The organism is Mycobacterium sp., assembly GCF_035506235.1.
GTDB lineage: Bacteria > Actinomycetota > Actinomycetes > Mycobacteriales > Mycobacteriaceae > Mycobacterium.
Window position 1 is genome coordinate 1 of record NZ_DATJPU010000001.1, and the last position, 18,628, is coordinate 18,628.

The 18,628-nt window shown below is 70.3% G+C and carries 19 protein-coding genes and 3 pseudogenes; 18 read left to right on the top strand and 4 right to left on the bottom strand.

Annotated features, from left to right (window positions below):
* Positions 1-341: 341 nt before the first annotated feature.
* From rplS to VMD50_RS00020, 4 genes and pseudogenes are all read left to right on the top strand, one after another.
* Positions 342-683 (top strand): 50S ribosomal protein L19, encoded by a 342-nt coding sequence (gene rplS / locus VMD50_RS00005; protein WP_012393605.1) that lies wholly within the window; start codon positions 342-344, stop codon positions 681-683.
* Positions 684-731: 48 nt separating this feature from the next.
* Positions 732-1,595 (top strand): signal peptidase I, encoded by an 864-nt coding sequence (gene lepB, locus VMD50_RS00010; protein ID WP_325423593.1) that lies wholly within the window; start codon positions 732-734, stop codon positions 1,593-1,595.
* A gap of 2 nt (positions 1,596-1,597) precedes the next feature.
* Positions 1,598-2,380: pseudogene (locus VMD50_RS00015) on the top strand (ribonuclease HII).
* Complete coding sequence (locus tag VMD50_RS00020; RefSeq protein WP_076122808.1) at positions 2,377-2,682, top strand: DUF2469 domain-containing protein; 306 nt, start codon at positions 2,377-2,379, stop codon at positions 2,680-2,682. Before VMD50_RS00015 ends, VMD50_RS00020 begins: the two are co-directional and overlap by 4 nt.
* Positions 2,683-2,688: 6 nt before the next feature.
* Here the strand turns inward: VMD50_RS00020 and VMD50_RS00025 are convergent, their stop codons facing one another.
* Positions 2,689-3,459: a GAF and ANTAR domain-containing protein gene (locus VMD50_RS00025; RefSeq protein WP_325423598.1), complete on the bottom strand. Its 771-nt coding sequence runs from the start codon at positions 3,457-3,459 to the stop codon at positions 2,689-2,691.
* Positions 3,460-3,662: 203 nt separating this feature from the next.
* On the opposite strand from VMD50_RS00025, the gene VMD50_RS00030 reads away from it, so the two are divergent.
* The 8 genes from VMD50_RS00030 (at position 3,663) to VMD50_RS00065 (ending at position 11,640) form a co-directional block, all read left to right on the top strand.
* Positions 3,663-4,652 (top strand): NAD-dependent epimerase/dehydratase family protein, encoded by a 990-nt coding sequence (locus VMD50_RS00030; RefSeq protein ID WP_325423600.1) that lies wholly within the window; start codon positions 3,663-3,665, stop codon positions 4,650-4,652.
* Between the two features lie 41 nt (positions 4,653-4,693).
* Positions 4,694-5,515 carry a formate dehydrogenase accessory sulfurtransferase FdhD gene (gene fdhD, locus VMD50_RS00035; RefSeq protein WP_325423602.1) on the top strand — a complete coding sequence of 274 codons (822 nt, stop codon included), beginning with the start codon at positions 4,694-4,696 and terminating at the stop codon, positions 5,513-5,515.
* A 103-nt stretch (positions 5,516-5,618) separates the two neighbouring features.
* Positions 5,619-5,996, top strand: coding sequence for a YraN family protein (locus tag VMD50_RS00040; RefSeq protein ID WP_325423604.1), 378 nt, complete (start codon positions 5,619-5,621; stop codon positions 5,994-5,996).
* Positions 5,996-7,507, top strand: coding sequence for a YifB family Mg chelatase-like AAA ATPase (locus VMD50_RS00045; protein WP_325423606.1), 1,512 nt, complete (start codon positions 5,996-5,998; stop codon positions 7,505-7,507). The genes VMD50_RS00040 and VMD50_RS00045 overlap by 1 nt, the downstream gene beginning before the upstream one ends.
* On the top strand, positions 7,504-8,667 hold the full coding sequence (gene dprA / locus VMD50_RS00050; protein ID WP_325423608.1) for a DNA-processing protein DprA: 1,164 nt from the start codon (positions 7,504-7,506) through the stop codon (positions 8,665-8,667). Before VMD50_RS00045 ends, dprA begins: the two co-directional genes overlap by 4 nt.
* A gap of 33 nt (positions 8,668-8,700) precedes the next feature.
* A complete protein-coding gene (locus VMD50_RS00055) occupies positions 8,701-9,549 on the top strand; it encodes a siderophore-interacting protein (protein ID WP_325423610.1) in 849 nt (282 codons plus the stop codon).
* A gap of 4 nt (positions 9,550-9,553) precedes the next feature.
* On the top strand, positions 9,554-10,717 hold the full coding sequence (locus VMD50_RS00060) for an alpha-hydroxy-acid oxidizing protein (protein WP_325423612.1): 1,164 nt from the start codon (positions 9,554-9,556) through the stop codon (positions 10,715-10,717).
* Positions 10,718-10,749: 32 nt separating this feature from the next.
* Complete coding sequence (locus VMD50_RS00065) at positions 10,750-11,640, top strand: tyrosine recombinase XerC (RefSeq protein WP_325423614.1); 891 nt, start codon at positions 10,750-10,752, stop codon at positions 11,638-11,640.
* Between the two features lie 223 nt (positions 11,641-11,863).
* Here the strand turns inward: VMD50_RS00065 and VMD50_RS00070 are convergent.
* A pseudogene (locus VMD50_RS00070) lies at positions 11,864-12,310 on the bottom strand (M23 family metallopeptidase); the annotation flags it as partial.
* Positions 12,311-12,606: 296 nt separating this feature from the next.
* Here VMD50_RS00070 and rpsB point away from each other — a divergent pair.
* Genes rpsB through VMD50_RS00085 form a run of 3 tightly spaced genes read left to right on the top strand, consistent with a single transcriptional unit; the run spans position 12,607 to position 15,706 of the window.
* Positions 12,607-13,443 (top strand): 30S ribosomal protein S2, encoded by an 837-nt coding sequence (gene rpsB, locus VMD50_RS00075; RefSeq protein ID WP_325423616.1) that lies wholly within the window; start codon positions 12,607-12,609, stop codon positions 13,441-13,443.
* A 12-nt stretch (positions 13,444-13,455) separates the two neighbouring features.
* Positions 13,456-14,271 (top strand): translation elongation factor Ts, encoded by an 816-nt coding sequence (tsf, locus tag VMD50_RS00080; protein ID WP_325423618.1) that lies wholly within the window; start codon positions 13,456-13,458, stop codon positions 14,269-14,271.
* Between the two features lie 31 nt (positions 14,272-14,302).
* The gene (locus VMD50_RS00085; protein WP_325423620.1) at positions 14,303-15,706 is read left to right on the top strand and encodes an amidase; all 1,404 of its coding nucleotides are present in this window, start codon (positions 14,303-14,305) and stop codon (positions 15,704-15,706) included.
* Here VMD50_RS00085 and VMD50_RS00090 read toward each other — a convergent pair whose 3' ends face one another.
* Positions 15,707-16,129, bottom strand: a complete 423-nt coding sequence (locus tag VMD50_RS00090) for a MarR family winged helix-turn-helix transcriptional regulator (RefSeq protein ID WP_325423622.1) — start codon at positions 16,127-16,129, stop codon at positions 15,707-15,709.
* Between the two features lie 125 nt (positions 16,130-16,254).
* Between VMD50_RS00090 and VMD50_RS00095 the strand changes: the two genes are divergently transcribed.
* The 3 genes from VMD50_RS00095 to VMD50_RS00105 are packed head-to-tail and all read left to right on the top strand — an operon-like array spanning position 16,255 to position 17,517.
* Positions 16,255-16,791, top strand: coding sequence for a DUF1360 domain-containing protein (locus VMD50_RS00095; protein ID WP_325423623.1), 537 nt, complete (start codon positions 16,255-16,257; stop codon positions 16,789-16,791).
* Positions 16,792-16,807: 16 nt separating this feature from the next.
* Positions 16,808-17,221: a ChaB family protein gene (locus VMD50_RS00100; protein ID WP_325423625.1), complete on the top strand. Its 414-nt coding sequence runs from the start codon at positions 16,808-16,810 to the stop codon at positions 17,219-17,221.
* 44 nt (positions 17,222-17,265) lie between these two features.
* The gene (locus VMD50_RS00105; RefSeq protein ID WP_325423627.1) at positions 17,266-17,517 is read left to right on the top strand and encodes a DUF2795 domain-containing protein; all 252 of its coding nucleotides are present in this window, start codon (positions 17,266-17,268) and stop codon (positions 17,515-17,517) included.
* A gap of 27 nt (positions 17,518-17,544) precedes the next feature.
* On the opposite strand, the pseudogene VMD50_RS00110 reads toward VMD50_RS00105, so the two are convergent.
* Positions 17,545-18,334, bottom strand: a pseudogene (locus VMD50_RS00110) (SDR family oxidoreductase).
* Between the last annotated feature and the right edge of the window lie 294 nt (positions 18,335-18,628).

The following is an 18,628-nucleotide window of genomic DNA, read 5'->3' on the forward strand; positions in this document are numbered from 1 at the left end:
TCGGTCTCCTCGGCGTAAAGGTGCACGTGGGCCGGGCCGCATCGCCAGCTGCCCCGGCGCCGTGGTTCGGTTCGACCAGCGCATTTTGACCCGAGTCATATGTACCACTCGCCAGCGTCTCCGGCGGGCTATGAACCGCGACGTTTACATGTGATTTTCAATGCACGCGGGCCGTCTGGCACAATTGTTCAGTTGTCTCGAACCCGTCAGCGGGCCGGGCCGCTTACCGGCCGCTGCGAGATACGCACCAAAAGCACGAAACCCATCGGCTTGATGACCGCCCCACGCGCGCGCGTGGGCAGCCGTCGCAAGCCGCGACCGCAAGGAAGTGTCTTCGTACGATGAACAGGCTGGACTTCGTCGACCAAGCGTCGCTGCGCGACGACATCCCGGCCTTTAGCCCGGGCGACACCATCAACGTGCACGTCAAGGTCATCGAGGGCGCCAAGGAGCGTATCCAGGTGTTCAAGGGCGTGGTGATCCGCCGACAGGGTGGAGGCATCCGGGAGACGTTCACCGTGCGCAAGGAGAGCTACGGCGTCGGCGTCGAGCGGACCTTCCCGGTGCACTCGCCGAACATTGACCATATCGAGGTGGTGACCCGTGGCGACGTCCGCCGCGCGAAGCTGTACTACCTGCGTGAACTCCGCGGCAAGAAGGCCAAGATCAAGGAAAAGCGCTGATCGGACACGGTTCACCAGGCCACCAACCATGCTGGCTACGCTGATCCCGTGACCGACAAGCCGGACCCATCTGAGCCCTCGTCCGACGCCGGCCAGCCGGAGCCGAAGGTCTCCACCCGCGAGGCCGACGTTCGCGCCGAGGGGGGGCCCCTGCCCGACGCGGTCGAGCCGGAGCCCAAGAAGAAGTCCACGCTGCGCGAACTCGCGATCCTCGCGCTGATCGCCGTGGTGCTCTATTACGTCATGCTGACGTTCATCGCCCGCCCGTACCTGATTCCGTCGGAATCCATGGAGCCCACGCTGCACGGATGCACCGGGTGTGTCGGCGACCGGATCATGGTCGACAAGCTCACCTACCGGTTCGGTCAACCGCGGCCCGGCGATGTGATCGTCTTCAAGGGGCCGCCGCCGTGGAACGCCGGATACAAGTCGATCCGCTCGAACAACACCGCGCTGCGCTGGGTGCAGGACGCGCTGTCGTTCATCGGTTTCGTGCCTCCCGACGAAAACGACCTGGTCAAGCGCGTCATCGCGGTCGGGGGCCAGACCGTGCAGTGCCGGGCCGACACCGGGTTGGCGGTCGACGGCAAGCCGCTCAAGGAGCCGTACCTGGATCCGAACACCATGATGGCCGACCCGGCGAAGTACCCGTGCCTGGGCAGCGAGTTCGGGCCGGTCGCCGTCCCGGCGGGCCGGCTGTGGGTGATGGGCGACAACCGGACGCACTCGGCGGACTCGCGGGCCCACTGCACGAGCGTCCCGGCCGAGGCCCTCAAGGGCATCCTGTGCACCGGTGACCCCGATTCGGGAACCGTGCCGGTGTCCAACGTCATCGGCAAGGCCAGATTCATCGTGTGGCCGCCGTCGCGGTGGGGCGGAGTCGGATCGGTGAATCCCCAGCAGAGCCGGTAGCGATGGCCACCACTTGGCCGCCGCGGACGGTGATCCGCAAGTCCGGGGGTTTGCGCACCCTGGAGTCCGCGCTGTATCGCAGCGGCCTGGGGCCGGTGGCCGGGGTCGACGAGGTGGGCCGCGGCGCCTGCGCGGGCCCGCTGGTGGTGGCGGCCTGCGTGCTCGGGCCGGGGCGCTTGGAAAGCCTTGCCGCCCTTGACGATTCGAAGAAGCTCACCGAAAAGGTGCGGGAGAAGCTGTTCCCCCTGATCCGCCGCTACGCCTTGGCCTATCACGTGGTGTTCATCCCGTCGGAAGAGGTCGACCGGCGCGGCGTGCATGTGGCCAATATCGAGGGCATGCGGCGCGCGGTGGCCGGCCTGTCCGTTCGTCCGGGTTATGTGCTCAGCGACGGCTTCCGGGTGCCGGGCCTGCCGATGCCGTCGCTGCCGGTGATCGGCGGGGACGCCGCGGCCGCCTGCATCGCCGCGGCCAGCGTCTTGGCGAAGGTCAGCCGCGACCGGCTGATGGTCGCCATGGACGCCGACCACCCCGGCTACGGGTTCGCCGATCACAAGGGCTACAGCACGCCGGCGCACTCGACGGCGCTGACCGAGCTGGGGCCCTGCGTTGAGCACCGCTATTCGTTCATCAATGTCCGGCGCGTGGCAACCGGATCGGGGGCCCGGATAGTGGCCGAGTGCAAACCGGACCCTCCGGCCGAGCGTGACGGATACCGGTGAGGAAAGATGGGACCAGGTTCCCACGTGGCGACGGAGGCGTCTGAGCAGATGAGTGGCACATGAGTGCGGAAGATCTCGAAAAGTACGAAACCGAGATGGAGCTCTCGCTGTACCGCGAATACAAGGACATCGTCGGCCAGTTCAGCTACGTCGTGGAAACCGAGCGGCGCTTCTATCTGGCTAACAGCGTGGAGATGATGCCGCGGAACGCCGACGGCGAGGTGTACTTCGAGCTGCGATTGTCAGACGCCTGGGTGTGGGACATGTACCGGCCGGCCCGGTTCGTCAAGCAGGTGCGGGTGGTCACCTTCAAGGACGTCAACATCGAAGAGGTCGAAAAGCCCGAGTTGCGGCTGCCGGAGTAACGGGCGTCAGGTGGTCGGCGGGAGCTGCTTTTCGCCGTCGGCCGGCAGTTGGCCCCGATTGTCGATGACGGCCCGCGCCACGTCGGCCAGCTTGATGTTCAGCGCCTGGGAGTGACGCCGCAGCAGGTCGAACGCCTGGTCCTCGGCCATGTCGTGGAGCAGCATCAACATGCCGACCGCCTTGCCGATCTCGCGGTTGCTCAGCAGCCCGCGCCGCAGGCTCGAGGCGTCCTCGCCCTTGGCGACCGCGTTGATGGCCACGCTGGCGAACGCCGCCAGCACCGCCGCGCGGCCGGCGGACTCGGCGTCGAACATGTTGGGTGTGTCGCTGAACAGGTTCAGCGCGGCCCCCTTGCGCCTGTCGACCAAAAGCCGGAAGCCCATGGCCCCGCGCACCGGTGTCTCGCCCACCAGGACGGCGGCCAGCTTCGGCCACAGCGACGGCGTGGTCAGATCCGCGTCGATCTGCGGCGTCTCCTCCTCGATGGCGTCGATGCAGGGGCCGTCGCCGGCGCGCCGCTCCAGCTCGTCGATCTGGTGTGCGAGGCGGTCGCTCGCGCCGACCGTGACGTAGCGGTCGCCCTCGCGCACCATCAGGCTGGCGTGGTCACAGCCGCGGACGGTCAGGGTCGCGGCGATGCAGATCGCCGCGTACATCTGTTTGGCGTCCGAGCCCTGGTAGATGATCTCGGCGAGGGCGGCGAAGACGGTCGCCGGGTCGGCCTTCTCCCCGCCCGGTGTCGGACCGCCCGCGACGGCATTCGCGTCGTCTGCCACGTCGTGTCCTCATTCCTGCGGTGCCGGTGTTCGGCCTGCAATCGCCGTAGATTATCGGTCGCCAAAACCGGCCCCACACGCTGTATGGCCAGTTGCCAGGCAGTAGGTGGCGTAGCTGCTCACGCTCCCTTGTCGAGAGTATCGACTTTGCGAGTTTGGTCACTTGTGGTTTCGAAGCAGTGGGGGAGGGAAGCTCATCTCAAATGGGCCTGACCGTGGCGGTGACCGGGCCGACCGGAGAGGTCGGCATCTCCGCGGTGACGGCGCTCGAGCGCGAGCCCGCGGTGGACACCATCATCGGGATGGCGCGACGGCCGTTCGACCCGGTTTCGTGCGGGTGGGTGAAGACCGTCTACCAGCGGGGCGACATCCTTGATCGCGAGGCCGTCGACGCCCTGGTGGCGCAGGCCGACGTGGTGGTCCACCTGGCGTTCATCATCATGGGCTCGCGCGAGGAGAGCTCACGCATCAACCTGCAGGGCACCCGAAACGTGTTCGAGGCGGTGGCTGCAGGGGCCGCCGCCCAGCGCCCGCGGCGGCTGGTCTACACGTCGTCGGTGGCGGCGTACGGCTACCACTCCGACAACCCGGTTCCCCTCACCGAGGACCTCCCGACGCGGGGATCCGCCGAGCACTACTACTCGGCGCAGAAGGCGGCGTGCGAGGCACTACTGGCGGAAACCACCGAGGGTTCGTCGCTCGAGGTGTTCGTGCTGCGGCCGTGCATCGTCGCCGGGCCCAAGGCGACCGCGTTGGCCGACGCGATGCCGTGGAACCAGCTGCCTGGCCCGGTGCGCGCCATTTCCAAGGTGGCGCCGGTGCTGAAGCCGGTCGTGCCCGATCCCGGTTTTCCGCTGCAGCTGGTCCACCACGACGACGCCGCCGAGGCGATCGCGTTGGCGGCGACCGCCCCGGCCCCGCCGGGGGCCTACAACATCGCCGGTGACGGCGTGGTGACGGTTTCCGAGGTGGCCAGGGCGCTGGGCGGCCGGCCCGTACGGGTTCCGGCCGTCGCTGCCTCGGCGGCGTCGGCGGCGATTTCGCGGGTGCCGTTCGTCCCGTCGATGCTGGAATGGCTGCACGTCGCGCGGACGTCGGTGGTGATGGACACCACCAAGGCGAGGACCCAGCTCGGCTGGCGGCCGGTCCACTCGGCGCAGGAGACGCTCTCGGCGCTGGCCGGGGCGGTGTGACGCCGGCCAATGTAGTTTGACTGCATGAGGTTCGGGCGCCGGTGAGCCGCGTAACGGCGCGTCGACGCGCGCGTCATCTCACCGCGGACCGGGCGGTCACCCGGCCGGAAACCCTGGCCGTCGAGGAGCCGTTGGAGATCCGCGTCAACGGCGGGCCGGTCGCGGTGACCATGCGCACCCCCGGCTCGGATTTCGAACTGGCGCAAGGCTTCCTGCTCACCGAGGGGGTGATCGGTGGCCGCGACGACGTGCTCGCCATCCGCTACTGCGGCGGCCGCGGCGAGGACGGGGCCAACACCTACAACGTGGTGGACGTGACCCTGGCACCCGGGGTCCCGCCGCCCGGTCCGGGCGTGACCCGCAACTTCTTCACCACCTCGTCGTGCGGGGTGTGCGGCAAGGCGTCGCTGGAGGCGGTGCGGCTCACGGGCCGGTTCCCCCCCGGCGCGGACCCGGCGAGCGTCGCCGCGGCCACGCTCCAGGCGATGCCCGACCAACTCCGTTCCGCGCAAAAGGTTTTCGACAGCACCGGTGGGCTGCACGCCGCCGCCCTCTTCGGCGTCGACGGCACGATGCTGGTGGTGCGCGAGGACATCGGCAGGCACAACGCGGTCGACAAGGTCATCGGCTGGGCGGCCGAACACCGGCGGCTACCGCTGCGGGCCTCGGTGCTGTTGGTGAGCGGGCGGGCATCGTTCGAGCTGACGCAAAAGGCAGTGATGGCAGGCATTCCCGTGCTGGCCGCGGTGTCGGCGCCGTCGTCGCTGGCCGTCTCGCTGGCCGACGACTCCGGCCTGACGCTGGTGGCCTTCCTGAGGGAGGACTCGATGAACGTCTACACCAGACCCGACCGCATCACGTAACCGGCTGTGGATGGGGGCCCGACTGGGGATAACCGGGCCGGTACGGCGGCGGCGGAGGCTGCGGCGGCCCGCCCTGTCGGGGTCGCCGGGCACGGTGGCGCCCATGACGACCCACAACACGATGACCCGGGCCCAGCTGGGCGCGATGGGCGAGGCCCTCGCCGTCGATCACCTGACCCGGACGGGGTTGCGGATCCTGGGCCGCAACTGGCGTTGCCGCTACGGCGAGCTGGACGTGATCGCCGCCGACGAGGCCACCGGCACCGTCGTTTTCGTCGAGGTGAAGACCCGCACCGGGGACGGCTACGGGGGGCTGGCGCACGCGGTGACCCCGCGGAAGGTCTGGCGGTTGCGCCGGCTGGCCGGGCTCTGGCTGGCCGGCCAGGACGCGCGGTGGGCGGCGCTGCGCATCGACGTGATCGGTGTGCGGATCGGCCGCCGCCGCACCCCGGAACTCACCCACCTGCGCGGGGTCGGCTGATGGCGCTGGGGCGGGCGTTCTCGGTCGCGGTGCGCGGGCTCGACGGGGCGATCGTGGAGATCGAGGCCGACATCACCTCCGGGCTGCCCAGCGTGCACCTGGTCGGGCTGCCCGATGCCGCCCTGCAGGAGTCGCGGGACCGGGTTCGGGCGGCCGTGACCAACTGCGGCAACAGCTGGCCCCAGGCCCGGCTCACGCTCGCGCTGTCGCCCGCGACACTGCCGAAGATGGGATCGGTCTACGACATCGCGTTGGCCGCCGCCGTGCTTTCGGCGCAGCGCAAGCACCCGTGGGAGCGGCTGGAGAAGACGGTGCTGCTGGGCGAGCTGTCGCTGGACGGCCGGGTGCGGGCGGTGCGCGGGGTGCTGCCGGCCGTGCTGGCCGCCAAACGCGACGGCTGGCCGACCGTCGTGGTCCCGGTGGACAACCTGGCCGAGGCCTGCCTGGTCGACGGGATCGACGTCTGGGGCGTGCGCACCCTGCGGCAGCTGCGGGGCTGGCTCGCCGGCGGCGGCGGCCTCCACGACAGGATCGGCGCGGCGGCCACCGACCCCGAGCCGGCGGCGGATCTGGCCGACGTGGTCGGGCAGGCGCAGGCGCGGTTCGCGGTGGAGGTCGCCGCCGCCGGGGCCCATCACCTCATGCTGACCGGCCCGCCCGGGGTCGGCAAAACGATGCTGGCGCAACGGCTTCCGGGATTGCTGCCGCCGCTCTCCGAAAGCGAGTCCCTCGAGGTCACCGCGATCCACTCGGTGGCCGGGCTGCTCTCGGCGGACACGCCGCTGATCACCAGGGCGCCCTTCGTGGCACCGCACCACAGTTCCAGCGTCGCGGCGCTCGTCGGCGGGGGCTCGGGCATGGCGCGGCCGGGCGCGGTCAGCCGGGCGCACCGCGGAGTGCTGTTCCTCGACGAATGCGCCGAGATCAACGTCAGCGCGCTGGAAGCCCTGCGAACCCCGTTGGAGGACGGGGAAATTCGCCTCGCCCGCCGCGACGGGGTGGCCTGCTACCCGGCCCGCTTCCAGCTGGTGCTGGCCGCCAACCCCTGCCCGTGCGCGCCGGCCGATCCGCGGGACTGCCTCTGCGCGGCGGCGGCCAAGCGCCGCTACCTGGGCAAGTTGTCCGGGCCCCTGATGGACCGCGTCGACCTGCGGGTCGAGATGCATCCGGTGCGCGCCGGGGCCTTCGCGGTCACCGCCGGCGAATCGACGGCGGAGGTGCGCCGGCGGGTGGCGGCGGCGCGCGACGCCGCCGCCGAACGCTGGAAATCGCACGGGTACCGCACCAACGCCGAAGTCAGCGGGACGCTGCTGCGGCGGAAGTTTCGCCCGGGCAACGCGGCGATGGAGCCGCTGAAGAGGGCGCTGGACCGCGGGCTGCTCAGCATCCGCGGCCTGGACCGCACGTTGCGGGTCGCGTGGAGCCTGGCCGACCTGGCCGGCCGGGTCTCGCCCGGGCTCGATGAAGTCGCCGCCGCGCTCAGCTTTCGGCAGCCGGGAGCCCAGCGATGAGCGATCCGGTGTTGGCGGCGTGGGCTTACCTGTCGCGGGTGGCCGAACCGCCGTGCGCGGCGCTGGGCGCGCTGGTGCGGCGGGTGGGTCCGGTGGAGGCCGCCGACCGGGTTCGGCGCGGGGCGGTCGACCACGACGTGGCGCGACACACCGAGGCCAGGCGCGAGTTGGACCGCGCCGCGGCGGACCTGGAGTTTCTCGACCGCCGCGGCGGGCGGTTGATCACGCCCGACGCCGACGAGTGGCCGCTGCTCGCTTTCGCCGCGTTCGGCGGCGCCGGCGTCAAGGCCGGCGGCGGGCCGCCGATGGTGTTGTGGGCGGCGGGCCCCGAGCGCCTCGACGAGGTGGCCCACCGCGCGGCCGCGGTGGTCGGAACCCGTGCCGCGACCGCATACGGCGAGCAGGTGGCCGCCGACTTGGCCGCCGGGCTGGTCGAGCGCGACGTCGCGGTGGTCTCCGGCGGCGCCTACGGCATCGACGGCGCGGCGCACCGCGCGGCGCTGGATTGCGACGGAATCACCGTGGCCGCCCTGGCCGGCGGGCTCGACATCCCTTATCCGGCGGGACATTCCGGGCTGCTGCATCGCATCGGCCAGAGCGGGCTGGTGTTCACCGAGTACCCGCCCGGTGTCCGTCCGGCCCGGCACCGGTTTTTGACCCGCAACCGCCTGGTGGCCGCGGTCACGGGGGCGGTGGTGGTGGTGGAGGCGGGCCTGCGCAGCGGCGCGGCGAACACCGCCGCCTGGGCGCGGGCGCTGGGCCGGGCGGTGGCCGCGGTGCCCGGACCCGTGACCTCCTCGGCGTCGGCGGGCTGTCATGCGCTGCTGCGCAACGGAGCGCAGCTGGTCACCCGCGCCGACGACGTCGTCGAGCTTGTCGGGCGCATCGGTGAGCTGGCACCCGAAGAATCGCGGCCTACCACAGCGCTCGACGGGCTGGGCGACGCCGAGCGTCGCGTGTACGAGGCGTTGCCCGGCCGCGGCGCCGCCACGGTCGACGAGATCGCGATCGCGTCGGCGCTGGCGCCCGAGCAGGTGCTCGGACCGCTGGCCATCCTCGAGGTGACCGGGTTGGCGCAGCGCCAGGACGGGCGGTGGCGAATCGTCCGGGCCGCTGATCGCCACTCCGAGGCCCGGAGTTCAGCGGCGCGGCTCGTATAGTCGACGGGGGGTCGGGTCTGGACAGGAGGACAAGTGGCAGGTCGACCTCTGCAAGGCTTCGAAGTTGTTCGCACCGAACAACTCACCCGGCACATGGTTCGGGTGGCGCTCGGCAGCAACCACTTCGACACCTTCACGCCGAGCAAATTCACCGACTCCTACGTCAAGCTGGCATTCGTGGCCGAGGACGTCGACGTGGCCGGGCTGCCGCAGCCGTTGACCCTGGACAGCTTCAACGAGCTGCCCCCGGAGAAGAGGCCTTCGGTGCGGACCATGACGGTCCGCAGAGTGGACGTCGCGGCCGGTGAGCTCACGGTGGACATCGTGGTGCACGGCGAGCACGGGGTCGCGGGCGCGTGGGCGGCGGCGGCCCAACCCGGTCAGCCGATCTATCTGATGGGCCCCGGCGGCGCCTACACCCCCGACCCGACCGCCGATTGGCACCTGCTGGCCGGCGACGAGTCGGCGCTACCCGCCATCGCCGCGGCGCTGGAAGCGTTGCCCCCCAACGCCGTCGGTAAGGCGTTCATCGAAGTCGCCGGCCCCGAAGACGAGATCCGGCTGGCCGCGCCGGAGAACGTGGAGGTGAGCTGGGTCTACCGCGGTGGCCGCGCCGACCTCGTCCCCGAGGACCGCGCCGGGGATTTCGCGCCGCTGATCGAGGCGGTCACCACGGCCCCGTGGCTGCTCGGGCAGGTGCACGTGTTCATCCACGGCGAGGCGCAAACCGTCATGCACAACCTGCGGCCCTACATCCGCAAAGAGCGTGGCGTGGACGCGAAATGGGCGTCGTCGATCTCGGGTTACTGGCGGCGCGGCCGCACCGAGGAGACGTTCCGGGAGTGGAAGAAAGAATTGGCCGAGGCCGAGGCCGGGGCCTAAGCGAATGGCTCATTTCGGGGACTACCAGAACGAGATCTACCTGCGAGGCCTGGCCGGGGTGGTGCCGTCGTTCCCCATGGTCTTCGCGGAATTGGAGGCCAAGGCCGCCACGGCGCTGCCGCCCTCGGTCTGGTCGTACGTCGCGGGCGGAGCCGGCGACGAGCGCACGCAGCGGGCCAACTGCACGGCCTTCGAGGGATGGGGTCTGATCCCGCGCATGTTCGTCGGCGCCGCCCAACGCGACCTGTCCGTCGAGCTGTTCGGCATGAGCCTGCCGTCGCCGGTCTTCCTGGCGCCCATCGGGGTCATCGGGATCTGCGCCCAGGACGGCCACGGCGACCTGGCCACCGCGCGCGCGGCCGCCCGCACCGGCGTGCCGATGGTGGCGTCGACCCTGACGGCCGACCCGATGGAGGAGGTCGCCGCCGCCCTGGGCGACACCCCCGGCTTCTTCCAGCTGTACACACCCAACGACCGCGAACTGGCCGCCAGCCTGGTGCACCGAGCGGAGGCGGCCGGCTTCAGGGGCATCGTCGTCACCCTCGACACCTGGGTCACCGGCTGGCGCCCGCGCGACCTGAGCACGTCGAACTTCCCCCAACTGCGCGGGCACTGCCTGGCCAACTACACCAGCGACCCGGTCTTCCGCGCCGGCCTGCCACGCCCGCCGGAGGAGGATCCGCAGGGCGCCGTCCTGCGCTGGGTGCAGGTCTTCGGATCGGCCCTGACCTGGGACGACCTGCCGTGGCTGCGTTCGTTGACCGACCTGCCGCTGCTCGTGAAGGGGATCTGCCACCCGGACGACGCCCGGCGCGCCAAGGACGGCGGCGTCGACGGCATCTACTGCTCCAACCACGGCGGCCGGCAAGCCAACGGCGGCCTGCCGGCGATCGATTGCCTGCCGGGAGTGGTGGAGGCCGCCGGCGGGCTGCCCGTGCTCTTCGACTCGGGCGTCCGCAGCGGCGCCGACGTCATCAAGGCGCTCGCGCTGGGCGCGACCGCGGTGGGGATCGGCCGCCCGTACGCCTACGGCCTGGCCCTCGGCGGCATCGACGGCATCGTGCACGTGCTGCGCGCAATCCTCGCCGAGGCCGACCTCATCATGGCCGTCGACGGATATCCCACGCGCCAAGATCTCACCCCGGAAACGCTCCGGCGCGTCACCTGACCCGAGCCCCCGGCGCCTGCGAACGTGAGGGCGTGGAGGCGATCCTCGACGAGTTCGACGAGTACCTGGCGCTGCAATGCGGCCGTTCGCCGCACACCCGCCGGGCATACCTGGGCGACGTGCGCTCGCTGTTCGCGTTTCTCGACGGCCGGGGCCTGGACGCGTTGAGCCTGCCGGTGCTGCGGGCATGGCTGGCCGCGGCCGCCGGTGCCGGTACGGCCCGCACGACCCTGGCGCGCCGCACCTCGGCGATCAAGGCGTTCACCGCCTGGGCGGCGCGGCGCGGCCTGCTCGAGCAGGATCCGGCCGCCCGGCTGCAGGTGCCCAAGGCGCACCGCACCCTGCCGTCGGTGCTGCGCCAGGATCAGGCGCTGCGGGCGATGGCGGCCGCCAAATCCGGCGCCGAGCAAGGCGATCCGCTGGCCCTGCGTGACCGGCTGATCGTCGAGATGCTGTACGCCACCGGCATCCGGGTGAGCGAGTTGTGCGGCCTGGACATCGACGACGTGGACCCCCGGCATCGGCTGGTGCGCGTCCTGGGCAAGGGCAACAAGCAGCGCAGTGCGCCATTCGGGGCGCCGGCCGCCGACGCGCTGCACGCCTGGCTGACCGACGGGCGGCCCGCCCTGGTGACCGCGGAGTCCGGGCCGGCGCTGCTGCTGGGAGCGCGCGGCCGGCGGCTCGACGTGCGCCAGGCGCGCACCGTCGTGCACCAGACTGTCGCCGCGGTCGACGGCGCGCCCGACATGGGGCCGCACGGGCTGCGGCACAGCGCGGCCACCCACCTGCTCGAAGGCGGGGCAGACCTGCGGGTTGTCCAGGAGCTGCTGGGCCATTCCAGTTTGGCGACCACCCAGCTCTACACCCACGTCGCGGTGTCCCGGTTGCGCGCCGTGCACGACCAGGCCCACCCGAGGGCCTGAGGGCCGCCCGGCGCCACGCCCATCACCACGACCACATAGGCCACATAGGCCACATAGGTCACAGCGGTCGCCGGGCCGGGCGGCACTCGATGCGTCCATCTCATAGCGACGCGTCCGGTGTCGCTGATAGGCGGACTAATAGGGTGCCATCTCCCGACGGAGATTCCTGTGGCAGCTGAGGCGAGTGTGATTAGCGACGCCCGGGAGGCGGCAACGCTCACTCGTTGAGCGGCTTCAGCCGGATCGGCGTGGCCTTCAACAGGCCCAGGGGGTCGACGTAGTCGGCGCCCGACGCGGGGCCCCACATCGCCCCCCAGTGCAGGCACGCCGCGGCCCGGCAGCCGGCGTGCCCGGCCACCAGCGAACCGATCACGGTGTCCGACGACACGTCCTGGCCGGCCCGCACGAGCGCCCGGACCGGCTCATAGCTGGTGCGCAACCCGCCGGGATGGGCCAGCGACACCACCGGCCGCCCGGCCAACAGCCCGGCGAACACCACGGTCGCGGCGCCGGCGGCATACACCGGCTGACCGGGCGAGCCGGGCAGGTCCACGCCCCGGTGCCCGGGCTTCCAGTCGGGTGACGGGGCGTCGAACCCGCGGGTGACGGCCGGCGGCGGCCGCAGCGGCCAATCCAGCCGCGCGTCGTCGGCGCTGGCGGGCACCGCGCTGACCAGGGCCGCCGCGAGCATCAGCGCCATCCACCGCACTCGTTCAGTTCAGCGCGGCGCCGACGCCGGCGCCAACCAGGCGCACCGGTCCTGTGGAAAGACCACCTGCTGAGTCGGTGTAAACTGCTGGTCGCAGCTCGTTAGCGGGCTGACTTCGCGCGCTTGCAGCCAACCGATTGCCGTGCGGTCCCGTCCCGGGCGTACAAGACATCCAGGACGGGCGCGGCATTCCGCAGGCGCCAGGGCCCGGCCTCACCCGATGCCGGGCGACAACCGACAACAAAGGAATGGCGGCAATGGCTGTCGTAACCATGAAGCAGCTGCTTGACAGCGGCACCCACTTCGGGCATCAGACCCGTCGCTGGAATCCCAAAATGAAGCGGTTCATCTTCACCGACCGCAACGGCATCTACATCATCGACCTGCAGCAGACGCTGACCTTCATCGACAAGGCGTACGAGTTCGTCAAGGAAACCGTCGCCCACGGTGGCTCGGTGCTGTTCGTCGGGACCAAGAAGCAGGCGCAGGAGTCGGTCGCGGCCGAGGCGACCCGCGTCGGCATGCCGTACGTCAACCAGCGCTGGCTGGGCGGCATGCTCACCAACTTCTCCACGGTGCACAAGCGGCTGCAGCGCCTCAAGGAGCTCGAGGCGATGGAGCAGACCGGCGGCTTCGAAGGTCGCACCAAAAAGGAAATTCTGGGTCTGACCCGCGAGAAGAACAAGCTGGAGCGCAGCCTCGGCGGTATCCGCGACATGAACAAGGTGCCGTCGGCGATCTGGGTCGTCGACACCAACAAGGAGCACATCGCCGTAGGCGAGGCCCGCAAGCTCGGCATCCCGGTCATCGCGATCCTGGACACCAACTGCGACCCCGACGAGGTCGACTACCCGATCCCGGGCAACGACGACGCGATCCGCTCCGCCGCCCTGCTGACCAAGGTGATCGCCTCCGCGGTCGCCGAGGGCCTGCAGGCCCGCGCCGGCCTGGGCCGCGGCGACGGCAAGCCCGAGGCGGAGTCCGCCGAGCCGCTCGCCGAATGGGAGCAGGAGCTGCTGGCCTCGGCTACCGCGACGGCAGGCGGCACCGACGCCGCTGCGGGCGCCACCGAACCAACTACTGAACCCTCATAGGAAGGCTGAGCATTGGCGAATTTCACCGCTGCCGACGTCAAGCGGCTTCGGGAACTCACCGGCGCCGGCATGCTCGACTGCAAGAACGCGCTGGCCGAAACCGACGGCGACTTCGACAAGGCCGTTGAGGCGCTCCGGATCAAGGGCGCCAAGGACGTCGGCAAGCGCGCGGAGCGGGCCACCGCCGAAGGTCTGGTGGCGGCCAAGGGCGGCGCGCTCATCGAGCTCAACTCGGAGACCGACTTCGTCGCCAAGAACGCCGAGTTCCAGGCGCTGGCCGATCAGGTCGTCGACGCCGCGCTGGCGGCCAAGGCCACCGACGTCGACACCCTGAAGGCCGCCAAGATTGGCGACACGACCGTCGAGCAGGCCATCGCGGACCTGTCGGCCAAGATCGGCGAGAAGCTCGAGCTGCGCCGCGTGCAGTACTTCGACGGCAACGTCGAGACCTACCTGCACAAGCGTGCGGCCGACCTGCCGCCGGCCGTCGGTGTGCTGGTCGAGTTCGAGGGTGGCGACCAGGACGCGGCGCACGCGGCCGCGCTGCAGATCGCCGCGCTGAAGGCCAAGTACCTGTCCCGCGACGACGTGCCCGAGGACGTCGTGGCCAGCGAACGCCGCATCGCCGAGGAGACCGCCAAGGCCGAGGGCAAGCCCGAACAGGCGCTGCCCAAGATCGTCGAGGGCCGGCTGAACGGCTTCTTCAAGGACGCGGTGCTGCTCGAGCAGCCCGCGGTGTCCGACAACAAGAAGACCGTCAAGGCCCTGCTCGACGAGGCCGGCGTCACACTGACGCGGTTCGTTCGCTTCGAGGTGGGCCAGGCTTAACCGGCGGGCGCGAGCGGCTAGCGTCGTGTTCATGCGACGCGTGCACGCTTTCGGTGACGATGCCCTCGGTGATCTCGACGCGGTCGGCCTGGCCGACGCCATCCGGGCCGGGTCGGTCGGCAGAGCCGACCTGGTCGAGGCGGCCATAGCGCGCACCGAGGCCGTCAACCCTGCCCTCAACGGCTTGGCTCACGCCGCGTTCGGCCAGGCGCGCGCCGCCGCCGCGGCCCCCGCGGACGGCTTTTTCGGTGGCGTCCCGACCTTCGTCAAGGACAACGTCGACGTCGCCGGGCAGCCCAGCATGCACGGCGCCGACGCGTGGGCGCCGTTTGACGCCCCCACCGACAGCGTCGTCACCACGCTGTTTCTCGGCGCCGGGCTGACCTCGCTGGGGAAGACGCAGCTGTCGGAGTTCGGGTTCAGCGCGTCCGCCGAGCACCCGCGGCTGGGGCCGGTCCGCAACCCATGGGACACCGACCACACCGCGGGGGCCTCGTCGTCGGGATCCGGTGCGTTCGTCGCCGCCGGCGTGGTGCCCATCGCGCACGCCAACGACGGCGGCGGCTCGATCCGCATCCCGGCGTCCTGCAACGGGCTGGTCGGGCTCAAGCCGTCGCGCGGGCGATTGCCGCTGGACCCGGCGCACCGCCGGATGCCCGTGGGGATCGTGGCCAACGGCGTGCTGACACGTTCAGTGCGGGACACCGCGGCGTTCTATCGCGAGGCCGAGCGAAGTTGGCGCAACCCCAGGCTGGCCCCGATCGGGGACGTGACGGGGCCCGGCCGGCAACGGCTGCGCATCGCCGTCCTCACCCGCTCGGTGCAGCGCGAGTGCAGCCCCGCGGTGCGGGAGCTGGCTCTGAAATCGGCGGGGCTCCTCGAGGAACTGGGCCACCGCGTCGAACACCTCGACGAGCCCCCGGTGCCGGCCAGCTTCGTCGACGACTTCGTGCTGTATTGGGGCTTTTTGGCGTTCGCGCAGGTGCGGGGCGGCCGGCGCCTGTTCGGCCACACCTTCGACCGCACCCGGCTGGACAGCCTGACCCTGGGCCTGGAGCGGCACAGCGGCCGCAACATCCACCGCCTGCCGACGGCGATCATGCGGCTGCGCAGGCTGCGGCGGCGCACCGCCCAGTTCTTCCGTACCTATGACGCGGTGCTCACGCCGACGCTGGCGGACGAGACCCCGCGGATCGGATACCTGGCGCCCACGGACTACCGGCAGGTGATGGACCGGCTGATCGACTGGGTGGCGTTCACACCGCTGCAGAACGTCACCGGCGAGCCGGCGATCTCGCTGCCCATGGCGCAATCCGCCGGCGGCATGCCGGTCGGCATGATGCTCTCGGCCGACCTGGGGCAGGAATCGCTGCTGCTGGAGCTGGCCTACGAGATCGAAGAGGCTCGCCCGTGGGCCCGCATCCAGGCCGCGTGATCAGCAGTCGGATCCCAGCTTCTCCAGCATGCGTTTGAACTCGCGCTGCTGCGCGTCGGTCAGCTTGGCCAGGATCCGCGCATCGGCGACCCGCACCTCGGCCTCCGCGCGCTTCAGCAGGGCGCGACCCTGGCCGGTCAGCGTGGCCGGTAGCGCCCGGCCGGAGGAGACGGACGCCGGCCGTTCCACCGCCCCGACGTCTTCCAGTCCGCGCAGCACCGTGTTCATCGCCTGCGGTGTGACGTTGGTGTGCCGGGACAATTCGGCGCTGGACATGCCCGGGTTCATCGAAAGGATGCGCAGGCAGACGAACTCGGGCAGCGTCAGGCCCAGCGGCCCCAGCACCGCGGAAACCTCCGGACGCAGAACGGCTCCCACCCGGTACAGCAGGAAACCGAGCGGAGCGTCTTCGGCCTGACCCATGTCAGTGATCCTGACATATCCGGGCCGCAGGGAGGTGCACCCTCGCCGGTGCGGTTCGGCGGGATCGTGGTTCCCGGGCGCGCAACGGGGTAACCCACAGGGGATCCAAACGTGAAGGAGCGCCAATGGGCGATGCAACCGGAATTACCGAAGGGGTGGCCGAGCGCGCGCGGCGGGAAGCCGACGCGTACCGCGGCGACAGCCCCCAACCGCTGGAGGGCTACACGGTGGTCCTCGCGATCTACGGCGTCCTGGTCGCCCTGACCGGCGTCATCGCCGCGGCCACCGGACGAAAGTTGCCCGAGCGCTGGAGTGTCCAGGATCTGCTGACCGTCACCATCGGCAGCCACAAGTTGTCGCGCACGGTGTCCAAGGATGCCGTGACCAGCCCGCTGCGGGCGCCGTTCGCCCGCTATGTGGGTTCCGGCGGTCCGGCCGAGGTGATGGAGGAGACGCGGCACGGCAGCGCGCTGCGCCACAGCCTGGGGGAGCTGGTGACGTGCCCCTTCTGCCTCGACATGTGGGTGGCCACCGCCTTCGTCATCGGGTTGATCTTCGTGCCCAGGCCGACCCGTTTGGTAGCGGGCACCTTCACCGCCCTGGCCGGCGCCGACTTCTTGCAGCTGGCCTACGCGCGGGCGCAGCAGATCACCGAGGGCTGACAAGCGAGGAGGTTCGATGCCCAAGACGACGAAAGGCGGCGCGGCAAAGAAGAGCGAATTGCCGAGCACCCTGCGGCGGTCCAATGCCAAAGCGCAACGGACATTCGCGAAGACCCACGACTCGGCCGCCGAGGAGTACGGCAGCGAGGAGCGCGCCCACCGGGTGGCCTATTCGGCGCTCAAGCACAGTTACGAAAAGGTCGGCGACCATTGGGAGCCCAAGGAGCAGAAGGGCCCGTCGGACGAGCTGGCCGAGGGTGGTGGCCCGCGCAACAGCGGCCGCTCGGCCGAGGGCGTCGACGCCAACGCCAGCAAGAAGCATCTGCTCGACGTGGCGCGCCGGCTCGATGTGCGCGGCAGGTCGACGATGAACAAGTCCGAGCTGGTCGACGCGATCAAGAGGCAGAATCGACGGATGCGCGGCCGCTGACGGCAGCGAGTTTAGGCCGGCGTTCGCTGGGCATCCGGACAGCCATGGTCGCGTCTGCAACCCGTATCCAACCCCGAAAGTGCCTCAACGACGTGGACTTTCCGGCCAGCAAGCAGGACCTGATCGACGACGAGACCGTCCGCGCGTTGCGTGCGATTCCGCCGGAGACGTACACGAACGTCGGTCAGATCGCCGTGTCGGTGACCATCGCCGATGATCGGGGCAACGATGGCGCGCAGAAGGCGGCCACCCACAGCCCGATCGTCGAGGAGTTGGGCGACAACCGGGGCTCCTGAGCGTCGACACCGAATCCGTTTCGGGCGCTATAGGATTGGCCGGCCACCTGTCACGGCGACCCGCGCGCCGGAGATGTAGCTGGCGTCGTCGGAGGCCAGCAGCACGTAAACGGGGGCCAGTTCGGCCGCTGGCGGCGCGCCCCAGCGGGACGTTGTCGCCGAACGACTCGACGCTTTCCGGGGGCATGGTCGATGGGATGAGCGGTGTCCCTATCGGACCCGGGGCCACGCTGTTGACCCGAATTCCCTTGTCGCCCAGAAGCTGAGCGAGGCTGGCCGAGAAGTTGGCGATGGCCGCCTTCGTCGCCGCGTAGGGCGCCAGGGTGGGGTTGGGCGTATCGGAGTTGACCGAAGAGCTGCCGATGATCGACGAGCCGGGCTTCATGTGCCCCACGGGGCCTTGGCGAGGTGGAAAAATGCGCCGATGTTGAGCCGAAACGTGTAGTCCCATTCCTCGTCACTGATCTCATCGAGGCTCTCGTGCATCATCTGGAACGCCGCGTTGTTGACCAGGATGTCGACGCCGCCGAATTCCACGACCGCCCGCCGAACCACGGCGCGGCAGTGGGCCGCATCGGAGAGGTCGCCGCGGACCCGTACGCAGGTGCGGCCGGCGTCTTCGGACGTAGCGGGCGACATCGCGCGCGTCGTCGTCCTCGTTGAGGTAGGAGACGAGCACGTCGGCGCCTTCGCGGGCAAACGCGATGGCCACTGCGCGGCCTATGCCGCTGTCGCCGCCGGTGATGATCGCCTTTTTGCCGGTGAGCTTTCCCGAGCCCCGGTAGCTGTTTTCCCCGCAGTCGGGAACGGGGTCCATTTGCGCCTACACGCCGGGAACTTCTTGTTGCTGCGCCGCAAAACTCATTTGTGATTGGTCCTTTCGCGCTTTCGCATTACACGCCGGTTACGACCGGCGGTGGGAACATCGGATCGTCATTCAATTCATCGCCTTCAGCCCCTCGGGCGCGCTCTGAAGAGACTCTTCAGCGCCGTTCATCGTGCGGCTACCCCGCGGGCGGAGAACTAATCTCCGGTTCTGATCTGTGATGGCAATGATGCCAATGTTAATTCTGTGGCACGAAAGGCGCTGCGGGATAAAACAACACCGGCA

Excerpts from the sequence above, each read along its gene's own strand:
- rplS (WP_012393605.1), top strand. The coding sequence starts at position 342 with ATGAACAGGCTGGACTTCGTCGACCAAGCGTCGCTGCGCGACGACATC.
- VMD50_RS00090 (WP_325423622.1), bottom strand. The coding sequence starts at position 16,129 with ATGGGTCAGGCCGAAGACGCTCCGCTCGGTTTCCTGCTGTACCGGGTG.
- rpsB (WP_325423616.1), top strand. The coding sequence starts at position 12,607 with ATGGCTGTCGTAACCATGAAGCAGCTGCTTGACAGCGGCACCCACTTC.
- VMD50_RS00095 (WP_325423623.1), top strand. The coding sequence starts at position 16,255 with ATGGGCGATGCAACCGGAATTACCGAAGGGGTGGCCGAGCGCGCGCGG.
- dprA (WP_325423608.1), top strand. The coding sequence starts at position 7,504 with ATGAGCGATCCGGTGTTGGCGGCGTGGGCTTACCTGTCGCGGGTGGCC.
- VMD50_RS00100 (WP_325423625.1), top strand. The coding sequence starts at position 16,808 with ATGCCCAAGACGACGAAAGGCGGCGCGGCAAAGAAGAGCGAATTGCCG.
- VMD50_RS00040 (WP_325423604.1), top strand. The coding sequence starts at position 5,619 with ATGACGACCCACAACACGATGACCCGGGCCCAGCTGGGCGCGATGGGC.
- VMD50_RS00030 (WP_325423600.1), top strand. The coding sequence starts at position 3,663 with ATGGGCCTGACCGTGGCGGTGACCGGGCCGACCGGAGAGGTCGGCATC.
- VMD50_RS00105 (WP_325423627.1), top strand. The coding sequence starts at position 17,266 with ATGGTCGCGTCTGCAACCCGTATCCAACCCCGAAAGTGCCTCAACGAC.
- VMD50_RS00085 (WP_325423620.1), top strand. The coding sequence starts at position 14,303 with ATGCGACGCGTGCACGCTTTCGGTGACGATGCCCTCGGTGATCTCGAC.
- VMD50_RS00060 (WP_325423612.1), top strand. The coding sequence starts at position 9,554 with ATGGCTCATTTCGGGGACTACCAGAACGAGATCTACCTGCGAGGCCTG.
- VMD50_RS00045 (WP_325423606.1), top strand. The coding sequence starts at position 5,996 with ATGGCGCTGGGGCGGGCGTTCTCGGTCGCGGTGCGCGGGCTCGACGGG.
- VMD50_RS00020 (WP_076122808.1), top strand. The coding sequence starts at position 2,377 with ATGAGTGCGGAAGATCTCGAAAAGTACGAAACCGAGATGGAGCTCTCG.